Origin of the sequence: Bradyrhizobium sp. AUGA SZCCT0283, assembly GCF_018130385.1 — a bacterium.
Taxonomy (GTDB): Bacteria; Pseudomonadota; Alphaproteobacteria; order Rhizobiales; family Xanthobacteraceae; genus Bradyrhizobium.
Genome location: NZ_JAFCLU010000010.1, coordinates 184,494 through 201,843 on the forward strand (window position 1 = coordinate 184,494; position 17,350 = coordinate 201,843).

The 17,350-nt window shown below is 63.7% G+C and carries 17 protein-coding genes; 9 read left to right on the forward strand and 8 right to left on the reverse strand.

Going from position 1 to position 17,350, the window contains the following annotated elements:
- Positions 1–2 precede the first annotated feature (2 nt).
- From JQ624_RS16450 to JQ624_RS16460, 3 genes are all read left to right on the forward strand, one after another.
- Positions 3–878, forward strand: a complete 876-nt coding sequence (locus JQ624_RS16450) for a dihydrodipicolinate synthase family protein (protein ID WP_212419938.1) — start codon at positions 3–5, stop codon at positions 876–878.
- 144 nt (positions 879–1,022) lie between these two features.
- Positions 1,023–2,117, forward strand: a complete 1,095-nt coding sequence (locus tag JQ624_RS16455; RefSeq protein ID WP_212419939.1) for a S1C family serine protease — start codon at positions 1,023–1,025, stop codon at positions 2,115–2,117.
- Positions 2,118–2,267: 150 nt separating this feature from the next.
- Positions 2,268–4,592 carry a xanthine dehydrogenase family protein molybdopterin-binding subunit gene (locus tag JQ624_RS16460; RefSeq protein ID WP_212419940.1) on the forward strand — a complete coding sequence of 775 codons (2,325 nt, stop codon included), beginning with the start codon at positions 2,268–2,270 and terminating at the stop codon, positions 4,590–4,592.
- A gap of 125 nt (positions 4,593–4,717) precedes the next feature.
- Here the strand turns inward: JQ624_RS16460 and JQ624_RS16465 are convergent, their stop codons facing one another.
- The 3 genes from JQ624_RS16465 to JQ624_RS16475 are packed head-to-tail and all read right to left on the reverse strand — an operon-like array spanning position 4,718 to position 7,943.
- On the reverse strand, positions 4,718–5,914 hold the full coding sequence (locus tag JQ624_RS16465; RefSeq protein ID WP_212419941.1) for an acyl-CoA dehydrogenase family protein: 1,197 nt from the start codon (positions 5,912–5,914) through the stop codon (positions 4,718–4,720).
- Positions 5,915–5,923: 9 nt separating this feature from the next.
- Positions 5,924–7,075, reverse strand: a complete 1,152-nt coding sequence (locus JQ624_RS16470) for an acyl-CoA dehydrogenase family protein (protein WP_212419942.1) — start codon at positions 7,073–7,075, stop codon at positions 5,924–5,926.
- Between the two features lie 19 nt (positions 7,076–7,094).
- Entirely contained in the window at positions 7,095–7,943 is an 849-nt protein-coding gene (locus JQ624_RS16475) for an enoyl-CoA hydratase (RefSeq protein WP_212419943.1), read from the reverse strand.
- A gap of 164 nt (positions 7,944–8,107) precedes the next feature.
- Between JQ624_RS16475 and JQ624_RS16480 the strand changes: the two genes are divergently transcribed.
- From JQ624_RS16480 to JQ624_RS16490, 3 genes are read left to right on the forward strand one after another with little or no spacing between them, the layout of a single operon-like run.
- Entirely contained in the window at positions 8,108–8,716 is a 609-nt protein-coding gene (locus JQ624_RS16480) for a LemA family protein (RefSeq protein WP_212419944.1), read from the forward strand.
- 22 nt (positions 8,717–8,738) lie between these two features.
- A complete protein-coding gene (locus JQ624_RS16485; protein WP_212419945.1) occupies positions 8,739–9,620 on the forward strand; it encodes a YgcG family protein in 882 nt (293 codons plus the stop codon).
- Position 9,621: 1 nt separating this feature from the next.
- Positions 9,622–10,119: a TPM domain-containing protein gene (locus tag JQ624_RS16490; RefSeq protein WP_212419946.1), complete on the forward strand. Its 498-nt coding sequence runs from the start codon at positions 9,622–9,624 to the stop codon at positions 10,117–10,119.
- A 322-nt stretch (positions 10,120–10,441) separates the two neighbouring features.
- Here the strand turns inward: JQ624_RS16490 and JQ624_RS16495 are convergent, their stop codons facing one another.
- The 3 genes from JQ624_RS16495 to JQ624_RS16505 form a co-directional block, all read right to left on the reverse strand.
- Entirely contained in the window at positions 10,442–11,056 is a 615-nt protein-coding gene (locus JQ624_RS16495) for a glutathione S-transferase family protein (RefSeq protein WP_212419947.1), read from the reverse strand.
- A gap of 124 nt (positions 11,057–11,180) precedes the next feature.
- Positions 11,181–11,993 carry an MBL fold metallo-hydrolase gene (locus tag JQ624_RS16500; protein WP_212419948.1) on the reverse strand — a complete coding sequence of 271 codons (813 nt, stop codon included), beginning with the start codon at positions 11,991–11,993 and terminating at the stop codon, positions 11,181–11,183.
- Entirely contained in the window at positions 11,990–12,364 is a 375-nt protein-coding gene (locus JQ624_RS16505) for a Crp/Fnr family transcriptional regulator (RefSeq protein ID WP_212419949.1), read from the reverse strand. Before JQ624_RS16505 ends, JQ624_RS16500 begins: the two co-directional genes overlap by 4 nt.
- 238 nt (positions 12,365–12,602) lie before the next feature.
- On the opposite strand from JQ624_RS16505, the gene JQ624_RS16510 reads away from it, so the two are divergent.
- From JQ624_RS16510 to JQ624_RS16520, 3 genes are all read left to right on the forward strand, one after another.
- Entirely contained in the window at positions 12,603–13,610 is a 1,008-nt protein-coding gene (locus JQ624_RS16510) for a hypothetical protein (RefSeq protein ID WP_409334333.1), read from the forward strand.
- A 90-nt stretch (positions 13,611–13,700) separates the two neighbouring features.
- On the forward strand, positions 13,701–15,215 hold the full coding sequence (locus tag JQ624_RS16515) for a hypothetical protein (protein ID WP_212419950.1): 1,515 nt from the start codon (positions 13,701–13,703) through the stop codon (positions 15,213–15,215).
- A 48-nt stretch (positions 15,216–15,263) separates the two neighbouring features.
- Positions 15,264–15,428 (forward strand): hypothetical protein, encoded by a 165-nt coding sequence (locus JQ624_RS16520; RefSeq protein ID WP_212419951.1) that lies wholly within the window; start codon positions 15,264–15,266, stop codon positions 15,426–15,428.
- Positions 15,429–15,443: 15 nt separating this feature from the next.
- On the opposite strand, the gene JQ624_RS16525 is transcribed toward JQ624_RS16520, so the two are convergent.
- On the reverse strand, positions 15,444–16,091 hold the full coding sequence (locus JQ624_RS16525) for a glutathione S-transferase family protein (RefSeq protein WP_212419952.1): 648 nt from the start codon (positions 16,089–16,091) through the stop codon (positions 15,444–15,446).
- An 11-nt stretch (positions 16,092–16,102) separates the two neighbouring features.
- Positions 16,103–17,308, reverse strand: a complete 1,206-nt coding sequence (locus JQ624_RS16530; protein ID WP_212419953.1) for a CaiB/BaiF CoA-transferase family protein — start codon at positions 17,306–17,308, stop codon at positions 16,103–16,105.
- Positions 17,309–17,350 lie beyond the last annotated feature (42 nt).

Consider the following 17,350-nt stretch of genomic DNA (forward strand, 5'->3'; position numbering starts at 1 on the left):
CCATGGCTGATTTCCACGGCGTCTTTCCCTATCTGGTCTCGCCCATCGATGCGTCAGGCCAGATCCGCACGGGGGTGTTGGGCCGGCTCTGCGACGACCTCATCAAGGCGGGCGTGCATGGGTTGACGCCGCTCGGTTCGACCGGCGAGTTCGCCTATCTCGATCGGACGCAGCGCGCGACCGTCGTACAAGCGACCATCGAAGCCGCTGACGGCCGCGTGCCCGTGATCGCCGGCGTCGCCTCGACCTCGACGGCGGACGCGGTGGCGCAGGCAAGAGCGCATCAAAACCTCGGTGCCGACGGCATTCTCGCGATCATGGAGGCGTATTTCCCGGTCGCCGACGCGCAGGTCGAATCCTATTTCCGCGCCATTGCCGAGGCCGTTGATATTCCCGTCGTAATCTACACCAACCCGCAGTTCCAGCGCTCCGATCTGACACTTGACGTGATCGCGCGGCTCGCGACCCACCCGCGCATCGGCTACATCAAGGATGCCTCCACCAACACCGGCCGGCTGCTGTCGATCATGAACCGCTGCGGAGACAGCATCAAAGTGTTCTCCGCGTCCGCCCACATCCCGGCAGCGGTGATGCTGATTGGCGGACTGGGCTGGATGGCCGGCCCTGCCTGCATCATTCCGCGGCAGAGTGTCGAACTCTACAACCTCTGCAAGGCGGCGCGCTGGGACGAGGCGATGGAGTTGCAACGCAGACTGTGGCGCATCAATGAAGCCTTTGCGCGCTTCAACCTGGCGGCCTGCATCAAGGCAGGCCTCGACATCCAGGGTTACGCGGTCGGCGACCCCGTCCCCCCGCAGGCGGCGCTGACGGCAGAGCAGCGCAAGGTGGTCGAGGCCGCGCTGCGTGATCTCGCGTAGGCGGTAGCCCCGTCAGATCTCCATAAGGGCAGGAAACCTCCGGCAGGCTGGAACGTTGCCTAGGCGTTTCCAGACGGCTGAAGGGCCCGTTGGCTTGCGGCATCCACCTTGGCACGCGAGCCGCCCTTGCCAAGGGAGTAATCCATGAACCGTCGTTTCGTGTTTTTTGCAGCCATTGTTGCAGGCGTCTTGGTGGCGCTGACCGTCTCCAACATTCGCTACAGTCCCTGGACCAACACGGTCGCGCGGACCGTCGACCAGCGCGGGCCGCTGTCCGAGGCGGAGCGGGCGAACATCGAACTCTTCGAGCGGGTGTCCCCGTCGGTGGTGCAGGTGGCGGCGCGAGCTGCCGCCGGCAATCCCCTGGCCGAAGACGAAGAAGGCGCGGCTGGGGCGGCTTCCGGCACCGGCTTCGTCTGGGACAATGCCGGCCACGTGGTGACCAACAATCATGTCGTACAGAACGGCAGCGAGGTCGCGGTTCGTTTCGCGTCAGGGGAGGTGGCGAAGGCCGAAGTCATCGGCGTTGCGCCCAACTATGACCTCGCGGTGTTGCGGATCAAGAATGCCCGTCAGTTGCCGCCGCCGGTGGCGCTGGGCAGTTCAAGCGAACTCAAGGTCGGTCAGTCGGCGTTCGCGATCGGCAACCCGTTCGGGCTCGACCAATCGCTGACCAGCGGCATCATCAGCGCGCTCAAGCGCCGGCTGCCGACCAGCAGCGGCCGCGAGATCTCGAACGTGATCCAGACCGACACCGCGATCAATCCCGGCAATTCGGGTGGGCCGCTGTTGGATTCGGCGGGGCGGTTGATCGGCGTCAACACGGCCATTATCTCGCCTTCGGGCTCCAGCGCCGGCATTGGTTTTGCGATCCCCGTCGATATCGTCAATCGCGTGGTCCCCCAACTCATCAAGAATGGCCGCGTGCCGACGCCCGGGATCGGCATTGTCGCCGCCAGCGAGGCCGTTTCGACCAGACTAGGCATCGAAGGGGTAATCATCGTGCGCATCGCGCCCGGAAGCCCTGCCGAACGCGCCGGCATCCGCGGCGTCGATTTTGGTTCGGGTGCGCTCGGCGACGTCATTGTCCAGGCCGACGGCAAGCCGGTCCACCGGCTTTCCGACCTCACCGACCAGATCGAGCAGATCGGTGCCGGCAAGAGCATCCGCATCAGCCTGAAACGCGGTTCGCAGACGCGCGATATCAATATCGACATCGTGGACATTGGCCGCAGCTGATACTCGCATTTGCGGCAGGATCATACCCGTTCGCGGCGGTCAGTGCCGCGGACCTTGGCGCATTTATTGCCGTGAATTGAATGAGTTGTTTCGGCCGGAAAAACCGCTAAAACCCCGCCCGATCCGACAAGAAGCTCGAAGGACAAACTGATGAACATTCTTCCCGGCAATATGCGTTTCGGTGCGGGCCAGCCGGTCAAGCGTTTGGAAGACCAGAGACTGCTCACCGGGAAGGGGCAGTTTATCGACGACAAGCCCGAAGAGGGCGCGCTGTGGCTCTATGTGCTGCGCTCGCCCCATGCCCACGCCAGGATCAAGGCGATCGACGCCAAGGCCGTGCTTGAAATGGCCGGGGTGGAGGCCGTCTATACCGGCGCCGACCTGGTGACGGACGATATCGGCACTCTCCCGACTCTCGCGATCTTCAAGCGGCCGGACGGCAAGCCGATGACGGTGCCGCCACGGCGGCTGCTTGCCCATGAAATCGTGCGCTATGCCGGCGAGGCGGTGGTGGCCGTGGTGGCGACGTCGCGGGTGCTGGCGCAGACGGCAGCCGAAGCGATCGAAATTGATTACGAGGTGTTGCCGTCGGTGGTCGATCCCGTCGAGGCGGTGAAGCCCGGCGCACCCGTGGTGTGGCCCGAGGCGCCCGACAATATCGTGGCCGCCATGAGCTATGGCGACGCCGCCAAGGTCGAGGAAGCCTTTGCCAAGGCCGCGCACACGGTCTCGCTCGATCTGGTCAGCCAGCGGCTGGTGCCTTCCGCGATGGAGCCACGTTCGACGATTGCCGAGATCGAGAAGAAGACCGGACGGTTGATCCTGCACGTGCAGTCGCAGACGCCGGGCTCGACCCGCGACTTGCTCGCGGAATCCATTTTGAAGCGGCCGAAGGACAGCGTGCGGGTGCTGGTCGGCGATATCGGCGGCGGCTTCGGCCAGAAGACGAGCCTCTATCCCGAAGACGGTATCGTCGCTTACGCCGCGACCAAGTTGAACAGGAAGATCCGCTGGCGCGGCGACCGCACCGACGAATTCGTCGGCGGTACCCATGGCCGCGATCTCACTTCGACCGGCGAATTCGCGCTCGACGCCAAAGGCCGCGTGCTGGCCTATCGCGTGCGCTCGATCGGCGGCACCGGAGCGTACTCGTCGGGGACCGCGAACATCATCCCGCTGGTGCTCGGCCCGTTCGTGCAGACCGGCGTCTACGACCTGCCGCTGGTGCATTTCGAAGTGAAGTCGGTGATGACCAACACCGCGCCGGTGGGCGCCTATCGCGGCGCGGGGCGGCCGGAAGCCGTGTTCATCGTCGAGCGGCTGATGGATGCCGCCGCGCGGCAGATCGGCATCGATCCGCGCACCATCCGCAAGGTGAACTACATCAAGCCCGCGCAACTGCCCTACACCAATGCGGTCGGCCAGGTGTACGATTCAGGCGCTTTCGCGCACATGCTGTCGCGCGCCTCGGAGCTTTCGGACTGGGACGGCTTTGCCGCGCGCAAGAAGGCGGCGAAGAAGAAGGGCCTGCTCTACGGCCGCGGCCTCACCAGCTATATCGAATGGACCGGCGGGCGCGCGCACACCGAAAAGGTCAGCCTGCACGCGACCGCGGAGGGCCGCATCATCCTGCATTCCGGCACGATGGCCATGGGGCAGGGCCTGCAGACCACCTATACGCAAATGGTATCCGATACGCTCGGCATTCCCATGGACAAGATCGACGTCGTGCAGGGCGACACTGATCTCGCCACTGGCTTCGGCAGCGTCGGCTCGCGCTCGCTGTTCGTCGGCGGCACGGCGGTCGCGGTCTCGAGCAACGACATGATCCAGAAGGCGCGCGAGAAGGCCTCGAACGTGCTGGAAACGTCCGTCGAGGATATCGAGTATCGCGATGGCTGGCTCAGTGTGGTCGGCACCGACAAGCGCATCAGCCTGTTCGAGATCGCGAAGAAGGAAGACGGCGCGCGGCTTTCCGTCGATTCCGAAGGCGAGGTCGACGGGCCGAGCTGGCCGAACGGCACGCATATCTGCGAAGTCGAGATCGATCCCGAAACCGGCATCACGCGGGTGGTGCGCTATACCACGGTCGACGACGTCGGCATCGCTGTCAACCCGATGCTGGTGACCGGCCAGGTCCATGGCGGCGTCGCCCAAGGCATCGGGCAGGCGCTCTACGAGGGCGTCGCCTACAGCGAGGAAGGCCAGCTGTTGACCGCGAGCTACCAGGATTACTGCGTGCCGCGCGCCGACGACATTCCGCCGATCGCGGTGACGCTCGATGATTCCGCGCCCTGCCGCACCAATCCGCTGGGCGCCAAGGGCTGCGGCGAATCCGGCGCGATCGGCGGCCCGCCCTGCGTCACCAATGGCGTGATGGATGCGCTCAGTGAACTCGGCATCAAGCAGCTCAACACGCCGCTGACGCCGGCCAAGGTGTGGCAGGCGATCCGCGATGCGAGGGTGGCGGGATAGGGCTCCGTCATTCCGGGGGCGTCGCGAAGCGATGAGCCCGGAATCCATCGGGCCGCATGTTCCGCAGCGAAATGGATTCCGGGTTCAGCCCTGTGGGCTGCCCCGGAATGACGGCGGAGAGGGACCTACAACCCCAACACCATCTTCGCGACGATATCCCGCTGGATCTCCGAAGAGCCGCCAAAAATCGTGTACGCCCGGCCGTTGAGATATTCGGGCACCACGGGCAGCACTTCCTCCGGAATTCCCGGCGCCTCGTTGAGCCGGTAGAGCGGCCGTACCGGCTCGACATAGAGGCCGTCATTGCCGATCACGTCGACGCCGAGCCGCGTCACGGCCTGGCGGATTTCGCTGACGCGCAATTTTAAGAGCGACGACACCGCGCCGGGATTTTGTCCGGTCTGCAGCGCCGACAGCACGCGCAGTTCGGTCATCTCGAGCGTATCGATATCGACCTCGATCTCGGACATCCGTACCGCGATATCGGGATCGTCGATGGCGCGGCCGGTGGCATCGGATTCGGCGAGGTCCGAAACCGTCTTCAATGCATCGCGCAGCTTCGCCGAGGCGATGCCGGCGCCGCGCTCGAACTCGAGCAAATATTTGCCGTAGGTCCAGCCCTTGCCTTCCTCGCCGACCCGGTTGGCGACGGGCACGCGCACGTCGTCGAAGAATACCTGGTTGACCTCGTGGTCGCCGCCGATGGTCAGGATCGGCCGCGTGGTGATGCCTGGGCTCTTCATGTCGATCAGGATGAAGCTGATGCCGTCCTGCTGCCGCTCGCTCTCGTTGGTGCGCACCAGCGCGAACATGCGGTTGGCGTGATGGGCGTGCGTGGTCCAGATCTTGGTGCCGTTGATGATGTAGTCGTCACCATCGCGCACGGCGCGGGTTTTCAGCGAGGAGAGATCGGAGCCGGAGCCCGGCTCAGAGTAGCCCTGGCACCAGTAATCCTCGCCGGAGAGAATTCGCGGCAGGTAAAAATTCTTCTGCTCGGGCGAACCGAAGCCGATGATGACGGGGCCGACCATCTTGACGCCCATCACGTTCACATTAGGCACGCCGGCGCGGGCGCATTCGGTCTCAAAAATCCAGCGCTGCGCCGGCGTCCAGTCGGGTCCGCCATGGTCCACCGACCAGCCCGGCGCGCCCCAGCCTTTCCTGTGCAGCGCGCGCTGCCAAGCCATGCCGATGTCAGGATCGGAGAACACCGAGGGCGTCAGCGCAGTGGCGCGCTTCATTTCCGGCGTGAGATTTGCCGCGATGAACTCGCGGACCTCTTTCTCAAAGGCGCGCTCTTCGGCGCTGAAGGTAAGATCCATGCTGCGCTCCTATCGGGCCTGAACGGGACGGCCGCTGAGGGCGGCGTGACGGCGATAATGATGAGCGCTGCCGCCGAACAGCGTCTCGAAGGCAAGCAGCCGCTTGAAATAGGAGCCGACGTCGAGTTCTTCGGTGACGCCCATCGCGCCGTGAAGCTGGACCGACTGTTCGGCGACGAAGCGCGCGCATTTGCCGATCTTGGCTTTCGCCCCTGACGCTGCGCGACCACGTGCGACCGGCTCGGCGTCGGCCATTAGCGCCGCGCGCAGCGCCATCGAGCGCGCCTCGTCGCATTGCATCGCCATGTCGGCGAGGCGATGCCGGATCACCTGGTTGGCGGACAACGGTCGTCCGAACTGTTTTCGTATCTTGGTGTATTCCAGCGTCTGGTCGAGCAGGGTCTGCATGATGCCGACAGCCTCCGCACTGAGCGCAGCCATGGCACGGTCGATCGCGGCTTCAATCGCGGGCAGTGCGTCGCTGCCATCGCCGAGCAGCGCGTCGGCAGGGAGTTGTACGCCGTTGAGTTCGAGATTGCAGGCCCGACCGCCGCCAAGCCGCGGAAAGTCGCGCACGGCGAGCCCGCGCGTGCCTTGCGGCACCAGGAACAGGCAGAGCTTGCCAGGCTTGCCGTTGCCGTCATCGACACGGGCCGAGACGATGATCGGTCCGGCGGCGTTGCCGTCCAGCACGGCGGTCTTGTGTCCGTCGAGACGCCGGCCGTCAGGCGTTTTCCTGGCCGTGGTCGTGACATCCGCCAGATCGAAGCGCGCCTGGCGTTCCGAATGCGCGAATGCCAGGTACAGCGAACCGTCGGCGATTTTCGGCAACAGCGCCTGCTTCTGCGCTTCCGTGCCGCATTCCGAGATCAGCGACGCGCCGATCACGACGGTCGAAAGATACGGCTCGGAGACGAGCCCGCGTCCGAACGCTTCCATCAGGATGCCGATCTCGATGGCGCCGCCGCCGAGCCCGCCATGGGCTTCGGCGATCGGCAGCGCCAGCCAGCCGAGATCGGCGAACTGCTTCCAGATATCGGCGCTGAAGCCGAGCGGATCGTTGGCGATCCGGCGGCGGTGATCTGCGGTGTAGGTCTCGCTGACGAAGCGATCGGCACTTTCGCGCAGCAACCGCTGCTCGTCGCTTGGGGTAAGGTCCATCTGATCTGCTTTGCTTGTTCTATTTTGCCTGTGCCGGTTTTCTGACGGAGGGGTGCAGGCCTGCGGGATCCACGATCATTCCGAATTCCTGAAGGTTATGCGCGTGGCAGAGCTGATGCAGCGCGAACGCCTGCTCGATCGCCGCCGGCTGTCCCATCACGTCGACCGAGCGATTGACCGCTTCCTTTGTCAGCTTCAGTGCGAACGAAGGTTTTGCTGCGATCCTTTCAGCTAGCTTCATCACGAACGAGGATAATTCGTCCCGCGGCACGACGTGGTTGACCATGCCGAGCCGGTGCGCCTCTTCTGCGTTCCAGACGTCCGATGTGAACAGCAATTCCTTGGCCTTGCGCGGGCCGAGCTCCCAGGGATGCACGAACCATTCGACGCCGCAGACACCCATGGTGACGACGGGATCGCAGAACTCCGCGTCACTGCTTGCGACAATCAGGTCGCAGGCCCAGGCGAGCATCAGGCCGCCGGCAATGCACTTGCCGTGCACTTCGGCAATCGTCGGTTTCGCCAGATTGCGCCAGCGCCGCGTGATCTGCAGATAGATTTCCTGCTCGCGCGCAAAACGGCCGTGGGCGTTGGGTTCGGCGAACCCGCCCCAATTTCCGACCGGCGGAAAATCTACGCCGGCGGTGTTCTTGGCCCCCGGGCGCAAATCATGCCCAGACGAAAAGTGCGGGCCGCGGCCTGCGAGGATGATGACCTTGACCGCATCGTCCTGCACCGCCTGATCGAAGGCGGCGTTGAGGTCGTAGGTCATCTGCAGGTTCTGCGCGTTGCGCGCTTCGGGCCGGTTCATCACGATCCGGGCTATGCGTGGCTCCGGCCGTTCCACGACGATGGTCTCGAACTCCATGGCGCCCTCGCGTTTCCCTTAATCTTTGGTGGCCATGTTGTAATTTCGGCAAATGATACGCAAGGGCCGTCGCCTGCGAAATAGACCGGAGGCCGGCTCACGCCTGCATACCTGGCGCAACCAATCTGATAGACTCGCGTTTGATTTTCTTTAGGGAGAGTTCGATGCGCAGATTATGGACCGTGCTGGCGACGCTGTCGTGCCTGAGCCTGACCAATTGCGGCTACAACGCGATCCAGACCAACGACGAGCAGGTCAAGGCGGGCTGGTCGGAGGTCGTCAACCAATACCAGCGCCGCGCCGACTTGGTCCCCAACCTCGTCAATTCGGTGAAGGGCTTTGCGCAGCAGGAAAAGGACGTACTGCTCGGGGTCACCAATGCGCGCGCCAAGGTGGGCAGCATCCAGGCGACGCCGGAGGTGCTGAACGATCCCGCCGCGTTCCAGAAATTCCAGGCCGCCCAGGGCGAACTGTCGAGCGCGCTGTCGCGGCTGTTGGTGGTGACCGAAAACTACCCGCAGCTCAAATCGGACGCGCTGTTTCGCGATCTGATCTCACAGCTCGAAGGCACCGAAAACCGCATTACCGTGGCACGCAACCGCTACATCAAGGCGGTGCAGGACTATAACGTCGGCATCCGCACCTTCCCGAACAACCTGACCGCGATGATGTTCGGCTACAAGGAGAAGCCGAACTTCACGGTCGAGAACGAGAAGGCAATCTCGACGGCGCCAAAGGTGGACTTCAACCCGACGCCGGCGCCCGCGAAGTAACGGGGTGAGCAGACGATCCGCGATGAACGCTGCAAGAGCCTCCCTTCTTGCGCTGCTGTTGTGCTGGGCCTGTTCGGCGCTGGCGCTGGTCGCGGTGCCACCGCTGACCGGCCGCGTCGTCGATCAGACCGGCACGCTCGCGGCCGGCGACATCGCCTCGCTGACGCAGACGCTGAAGGATCTGGAGACGCGGAAGGGCAGCCAGATCGCGGTCCTGATCGTGCCGACGACGGACGGTGAGGCCATCGAGCAATTCTCGCTCCGGGTCGCGGAGGCCTGGAAGATCGGCCGCAAGAAGATCGACGACGGCGCGCTGCTCGTGATCGCCAAGAACGATCGCCGCCTGCGGGTCGAGGTCGGCTATGGCCTCGAAGGCGCGCTCACCGATGTCACCACCAAGCGCATCATCGACGAAGACATTACGCCGAAGTTCAGGGCCGGCGATTTCGCCGGTGGCGTCTCGGCGGGCGTCAGCCGGATGATCCGGGTCGTCGAGGGCGAAAAATTGCCCGAGCCGGAGCCGCCGCATTGGCAAAGTCCCGGCCTGCTCAATATCGACCCGTTCAATCCGTTCGTTCTCGCTTTCGTGTTTATCGTCGGCAGCGCATTGCGGGCGGCGCTCGGTCGGCTGGTTGGCTCGGCCGCGACCGGCGGCTTCGTCGGATTTCTGGCCTGGCTCCTGGTCGGCAGCCTCGGGGCGGCTTTGGCCATCGGCGCACTCGCCTTTTTGATTGCTGCGTTCTTCGATCTGATGCCTTCTGGCGGCGGCCGCGGCACACGCGGTGGCTGGTCAAGCGGCGGCAGCAGCGATTGGAGCAGCAGTAGCGGCAGTAGCAGTTCGAGCGGCGGCTTCAGTGGCGGCGGAGGCAGCTTCGGCGGCGGCGGCGCATCGGGGAGCTGGTAGCATGAGCATCAGGCGCATCGGCAGGCATCTCCTCGAACACCGCTGGCGGCTGCGGCGCATCTTTCCGCCGCAAGCGCTGGCGAGAATCGAGCAGGCGATCAGGTCGGGCGAAGCCACCCATTCCGGCCAGGTGCGCTTCGTGGTGGAGGGCGCGCTCGACGGCGCGCCGCTGTTTCGCAATCAGCCCGCGCGGGAGCGGGCGCTGGATATTTTTTCGCAACTGCGGATCTGGGACACCGTCCATAACAACGGCGTCTTGATCTACCTGCTGCTGGCCGACCACGACTTCGAGATCGTTGCCGACCGTGGCATAGACGCCAGGGTCGGCCACGCCGGTTGGGAAAAAATCTGCGTCGAGATGGAGACGCAGTTCAGGGCCGGAAATTTTGAAGGAGGCGTGATCAAGGGAATCGAGGCGGTGTCGCGCGAGTTGGCGACGCACTTTCCGGCGCAGGGGGCAGGGCGGAATGAATTGCCGGATGCGCCGGTGGTGATGTAGCTCACCACCACCGCCTTAAACCAATGGATAGTCTGCTCCATCCGATTCCATGGAAAGAGCCTACCTCAGTACGGTTTGGCCATACCCGCGTGCAATGGCGTCAGCCGGCACTGGGTGCTACCGATCAAGATACAAGTAGCACCTGGAATGCAAAGCAACGGAACCGGACCCACGAGCCGGCAGTTGCAAGACAGGGTCGGCGGCGTAACGCCCGCCGGCCTTTTTCTTGATCGAGGGACGAGCTGAACTTTGCACGATCAAGCTGCGTCACAGGAATATCTTCAATCCAGCCCGCTCGTTCCACAAATGGACTGTAATGGGATCACGCCTTCGCCGAAGGCCGTTCCCCCACGCGCGCCATCCACGCGACGATGTTGGTGTTGACAGGATCGAGCGGCTGGCCGACCTGGCCGGCGAAATCGAGCCAGCCATAGAGCAGGATGTCAGCCAGCGTGAAGCGCTTGCCGCAGAGATAGTCGCGGCCGTCGGCCATCTGGCCGTTGAGCCATTGCAGGCGGTTGGCGGCAATCATCTTGAGGCCGGGCGAGGCTTCAGGCGCGCAAGGAATCCGCTTCTCGAAAAACTTGAGACCTTCGCCGAAGCGAAAACCGTTCCCCAGGTGCTCGCAAATGTTGAGATCGACGCGGCGGGTCCACATCCGGCATTCGGCGCGCTCTTCCGGCGTCGTCCCGATCATCGGAGGGTTCGGGTGCTTCTCTTCGAGATATTCGCAGATCGCGGTGATCTCGGACAGATAGTTGCCGTTGTCGAGTTCGAGCGTCGGCATCTGACCATGCGGATTACGCTTCAGATGCTCGGCCTCGCGATTTTCGCCCTTGCGCAGATCGACGGTCTGCTTCGGCATCTCGATGCCCTTCTCCGCCATGAACATGCGAACAATGCGCGGATTCGGCCCGACCGAGTCGTAGAACTTCATGGTGCTGTCTCTCCCGACGTTTTTTTGGCAGTGTTGTTGGAACCGTTGAACAGGCCGCCGTGCCATTTGTCAAATGGGCGGATCACACATTCGGTGCTGCGGAATATGCTGCGGGCCGGCTAGTCTAGCTGTCGTCGAGCTTGTTGAGGTCGCGCACCGACTGCATGATCGGCTCGAAGTTCGCTCGCGCGTCCAGCGCGTCGAATAATTGCGCAGTGTCCGACAACAAGCCGTGCGAGCGCTGGATCGCGACCCGCACGTCGTCCTGCGGGGTGTCGGATAGCCGCCCGTGGCCCGACAGCAGGATCTTCGAGTTCAGGCCCTTCAGCCGCTCCAGCGACTGGATGTAGTCGGCGATGCTGCCGGAGCCGAACACGCCGCCCATCACCCCGCCCGGCATCAGCGTGTCAGAGGCGAACAACAGGCCCTTGTCCTGTTCGAACAGCGTGATGCAGGCCGAGGTGTGGCCTGGCGTGTACATCACGTTGAGGCGGAAATTGCCGAGGTCGATCAGATTGCCTTCTTCCAGCCAGAGATCGATATTGATCGGCACGTTCGGCTCGTTGAACATCTTGCGCAGCATCGAGAAGTCGTCGCGCAGCGTGATCTTGTTGGCGGCCAGCCGGTGTGCAGCGATGAAGGCGCGGCCGTGGAAATGATAGGCCGCGCCGATATGGTCGAGGTGTTCGTGGCTCAGCACCACCATGTCGATCTTCTCGAGCGGACAGCCGAGGTGGTTGAGGCACGTCAGCAGGTGCGGATAGTTCGAGGATAGCCCGACATCGATCATGATGGTGCGCGAGCTCCCGCGCACCAGATAGGCGTTCGCCGCGCGGTTCTTGAAACGGATCTGATAGACGTTCTCGGCCGCCTCGATCAGCGTACAGACGTCGCTGTCGAGCAGTGTCTTGAACGGGCTCGGTCTGCGCTCGCTCATGAAGTCGCCGCGGCTCTGAAGGCAACCGTGTTGGAGGCCCGCAAGCGCTTGCTGAGCGCATCCATGATCATCAGCGCAAAGGCCGGCTGCTGGCTGACCAGGTAAACGAACCGGGCGTGATTGATCCGCATCACGCGGGTGTTTGGCGCCGCCGCAATCGCCGCCGCCGAACGAGACGAACCGTCGATGACCGCCATCTCGCCGAAGAACTCGCCCTTGCCGAGCGTGACGATCACCGTCTTGCTGGCGCCGTTCATCTTGGCGATCTCGACCTTGCCGTCGAGCACCACGAACAGTTCCCGCCCGGTCGAGCCTTCCTCAAAAATGACGTCATCTACATCAAACTCGTTGATGCACTTCTCGATGGTCATGGCGGCCCCTGCCTTTCTGGCTGGTCGGTGCGGCCATGTTAGTCGGGAAACAGACCGGCGCAAACGGAACCGGCAAGGATGCCGCAGGGCAGCATGGGGTATCGGACCGGGGTGGCCGACATTCGGGGCCCAAAACCGGGCCGGACGAGTTCCTAAAATTTCGGTAAGGCCGAGGCCGGTAACGATTTGGCAAGCAATAAAAGTTACCAAATGGTCAATCAATTCTGGAGAATCCAACGTGAGCGATCAGCAAACCCAGCCCACCAGCGGTGAAGCCGGAACCCTCGGCGCCACGCCGGCCGTTCCCGCCATGCCTGCGCCGGGCGAGCCGGTAACGCCTGCGGCGGAGGTAGAGGCGGCGAGACTGGCGCCCGACCAGGAAGAGACCTCGCCGAAGCCCGACGCGCCCAAGGTGGACGCCGTCAGGATGGAAGCGCCAAAGGTCGAGGCCTCAAACGCTGAGCCTCCCAAAATCGACGCCGTAAAGCCGGAGGCGCCACGCTTCCCAGGCAACGTGACGATCATGTCACCCGGCGACCGTGTTGGCGCCGATGCCAAGGCTGCACCGGTGGAAGGATCTCCCGGCAAACGCAGGATCGGGGCGATGGCCGCCGTGGTGGCGCTGGCGACGGTGGCGGGTGCGCTGGGTGGCGCGCTGGCAACCGCAGGCGTTGGAAAGCTGATGGCCGGCGATTCGGCCCAGGCCTCGACCCAAGCTTCGGCAAAGGACAGCGCGCTCGAAGCCTCGATGGCGCGAATCGATGCCGAGATCGTCGCGCTGAAAGCCAGCCTCGAGCATACTTCCAAGACGACAACGGGCCAGCTCAACAAGGCCAGCGACCGCCTCGACAAGGTCGAGAAGGCGCAGGCCGAACCCGCCGCGAAACTCGCCAAGCTCAGCGAAACCGTCGACAAGCTTCGCGCCGCCCAGGCATCGACGACGACAGCTGCTGCCGCGCCGGCTCCCGCGAAGGAAGTGACAGGCACGATACCGCAGCAGGCTGCAGCCGCGCCTCCGCCCGGACCTGCGGCGCCGCCCAAGCCTGAGGTTGCCCGGCTGCCGACCGTCGAAGGCTGGGTGTTGCGGGATGTCGCCAATGGCAGCGCCCTGATCGAGAGCCGCCGCGGCATGTACGAGGTCTATGCCGGCGATCCCATCCCCGGTCTCGGCCGTGTCGACGCCATTCGCAAGCAGGATGGCCGCTGGGTGGTCGTGACCAGCAAGGGCCTGATCGTCGCGCGCTGACGGGACGATATGCCAACAGGAAGGCGCTTCACGGCGATGTGAGGCGCCTTTTTCCTTGAATAGACCTCTTTGCGCGGTGTTAGTTGGGACATGAGCCGCGTGCCAGGATTTCTCGCCATCGTATTTGTTCTGCTGTGCGGCGCTTTGCCGGCGCATGCGGCACAGGATGCCGCGCTGGAGCGCGGCACAGCCATCACCGATCCTGCGACGCTGCGCCAACTCGATGGCGGAAAATTTCGCCTCGATCGCATGCTGCTGCCGGAGCGGTCGGCAGATATTCCAAGCGCCAACAGCGAACTGTTCGTCGCGCCGTCGATGGCGCCGGTCCGGCAGGCGATCGATGGCGAGTTCGATCGCTACATCGCGCGGCACCGAGCGAACCTGCCAAAGGAGACGATCGGCGTCGGCGAGGGCTTTGATTTCCAGTTGTTCGACCGCACGCTGCTTTATTCGCAAGAGACGCGGTTCGTGCTGGCCGGCATCGTCAACCGCATGGACCGCGCTTACGTTGCGGAAGCAAGCTGCGGCGAGATCCGCCTGATCTACCGCCTGACGCGGATGAACAAGGCAGCCGGCGACGACGCTTCGCCGCCGCGGCTGCCGATGACGCTGAACCTCGTGCTGAAGGCGAAAGGCGAGGGTGCGGCGGTGACCTGCTCCGACATCGCCAGTCGCTGGCTCGCCGCGCCGCTCGGCGGGACACTGTCGGCAAAGGATGGCCCGCTCGACCTGATCGACTATCAGAATATCGATCGCATCGAGACCAATCTTCAGATCGCGCACGCGCCGAAATCTTCGGTTCGCGATTTCCGCACCGACTATCTGTTGAAGGTGTTTCGCTACGACCGGCAAGCACGCGTCTTCGCGGAAGTGCCGATGGAAAACCAGATCGACCGCGCGCGCCTTCTGGCGGACGATGGCCTCAAGCGCGAGTTCAGGGCATGGCTGCTAGATCCCATCAATCTCGTGGCGTTCGATCGCGGCACCGCGCTGATCCCGGAAAAATTCCTCGCCAACGGCGCGATTGCGCCAACGCCGGTCGGGTTCGATCCATCGGACCTGGAGCCTGAATTCGGGCTGGTGCAGGGAGAGGGCGCCGTGTTCAGCGAGGCTGACGTGGTGGCTGCGCTCAGGAAGGCTGCGGAAGGTGGCGTGAAGCTGCAGAACATCCGCTCGCCTGCCGGGTTCGAACGCAGGCTCAACGACGTGACCTGTTCCGGCTGCCACCAGACGCGAGGCATCGGCGGCTTTCACTTCCCCGGCGTCGACTGGATGGCGGATAAACCGTCGAATTCGACCGTTGTGCCGGCGTCGCCGCATTTCTTCGGCGACCAGATCCGCCGCCGCGACATTCTCACGGCGCTGCGCGACGGCAAGCCGCCGGATTACTCGCGCGGGTTCGCCAGCCGTCCGCAGTTGCGCGGCAGCACCGAACTCGCCGGCACCAATTATTACGATGGTTGGGGCGCGCATTGCTACGTGCAGGGCAAGCCAGCCACCGGCAATGACGGAAGTTTTCGCGGCTGGACTTGCGCCGAGGGCCTGAGCTGCCAGGCCGCCGGCAAGATCTCGCGCATCGGCATGTGCTTCGTCAAAAGCCGCTAACTTCGCAAATTGTGCTAAGTGAAGGCAGCAGCTGAGCGGAGATTGGCGATGAGCTCTTCCGACCAGGACAGGCAACGCAATCGTGAGATCGCGGAGAACGAAGCCAATCGGCAGGTGATCGGTGATATCAGGGTCAGCGTCTGGGCGGTCGCGGTCTCGATCGTTGCCGGGGTGGTTGTGTTCGGCATCGCCTGGGCGTGGCTCAACCGCTGAAAATTGCCTGAGTGATCACTTGGCGTAATGCGTCAGTCGCTTGCCTGGAAGCAGGTCATAGGCCGATCTCCAGCCCGGCAATTGCGCCATGCGTCCGAGCCAGGCGTTGATCGCGGGATGGCTGGCCGCGAGATCATACCCGGTTTCGTCGGCGGGGTAATGCAGATAGGCCATCATCGAAATATCGGCCACCGTTGGCCGTGAGCCGATCGCGAATGCATTCTTCTGCATGTGCTGCTCGAGAATCGACAGGAAATCGTCGAGCCGTCTGCGGAAATGCTTCAGCACGTGTTCGTCCGGCGACGGCGTGAAGGTCCGAAGATAGCGGTAGGTTGCCATGTAGCCGGTGAGCTTGTGGTTGTCCCAGAACAGCCAGCGCAGCAGCTCGAACTGCTCCTGCTCAGTCTCGCCGCCGAACCGGCCGAATTGCTTTGCCAGCTTGAGCAGGATCGGCGCGGTCTGGGTGAGGCGCTCGCCATCCACCTCGAGCACCGGAATTTCGCCCATCTCGTTCACGTCGCGCCGCCATTCCGGCGTCCGGGTCACGCCGCCGCCAAAATCAGTCCACACCGGCCCAAAAGTTTGGCCGCACAGCGTGAGCATCAGCGCGAGCTTGTAGCTGTTTCCCGACTCCGGGAAGTAATGCAGGCGATAGCTGGGCATGGCTTGCTTCCTCACGCCACCGCGCCGGACGCGCGCAACTTGCCAATCGCGGCTTCGTCATAGCCTGCGTTACGCAAGATCTCGTCGCTGTGCTCGCCGATGCCGGGCGGCTTGCGCGGCTGGACCTTCTTGCTGCCATCGACCCAGATCGGGCTGGAGATCGTCAGCATGGTGTCGTTCTCAAACGGCACCAGCACCTCGTTCTCGATCATCTGCTTGTCGTTCGGAATATCGTCGAGGATGCCGACCACGCCGAACACCAGGCCGTTGCCATCAAGGATCTTCCGCCACTCGGCAAGGTCCCTGGTCGCAAAGGTCTCGTCGAAGATCTTGATCAGTTCGAGCGATCGCGCATGGCGGTCCTTCTTGGTCTCGAATCTCGGATCGGTGACGAGGTCCTCGCGGCCGAGGCAGCGCGCCAGCGTCGGCCATTGCCGGTCCTCGTTGAGCAAAGAGAGGATCAGCCAGCGTCCGTCCTTGCACTGGTAGTGGTTAGTGACCGCATTGAGCGCGCGCTCGCGTGGGCGGCGTTCGCCGAATTTCGCGCCGACCAGTTTGGCCTGCGCCAGCACCGAAGCCGCCCAGACGCCATTGGCCATCAGGTTGGAGCTGACATGCGAACCCTTGCCGGTGCGCTCGCGCTTGTAGAGCGCGGTCACGATCGCCCCGTAAAACGCCATCGCGCAGGGGTGGTCGCCCATGCCGGCGATCGAGCGCGCCGGCGTGGTGTGTTCATCCGCCCGCACCAGGTCCATCAGGCCCGAGCGAGCCCAATAGGCATTGCTGTCGAAGCCGGGCTTGTTGGCTTCCTCGCCTTTTTCGCCGTAGCCCGTGAAGGAAGCGTAGATCAGGCGTTCGTTGTGGGGCGCCAGATGGTTATGGGTGATGCCGAGCCGCTCGCGCACCTGCGGCGGATAATTGGTGATGAAGACGTCGGCCTGCGCAGCCAGCCGATGCAACACCGCCTGGCCTTCGGGCTTCGAAAGATCGAGCGCGAGGCTCTTCTTGTTGCGGGCTTCCAGCATCCACGCAAAGTTATGCTCGCTATGCGGGTAGCCCGGCAAATTCGGCAGGTTGCGATAGGGGTCGCCGGTGCCCGGCGGCTCGATCTTGATGACGTCGGCGCCGAAATCCGACAGCACGGTGGCGGCGGCAGGCGCTGCGATAAAACTCGCGCAGTCCAGAACCTTGAGGCCTTCAAAAATGCCCTTATCCATCGTAGCGCCGCTCCGTGACGTTTGTCGGTCTTGCTGAATTAT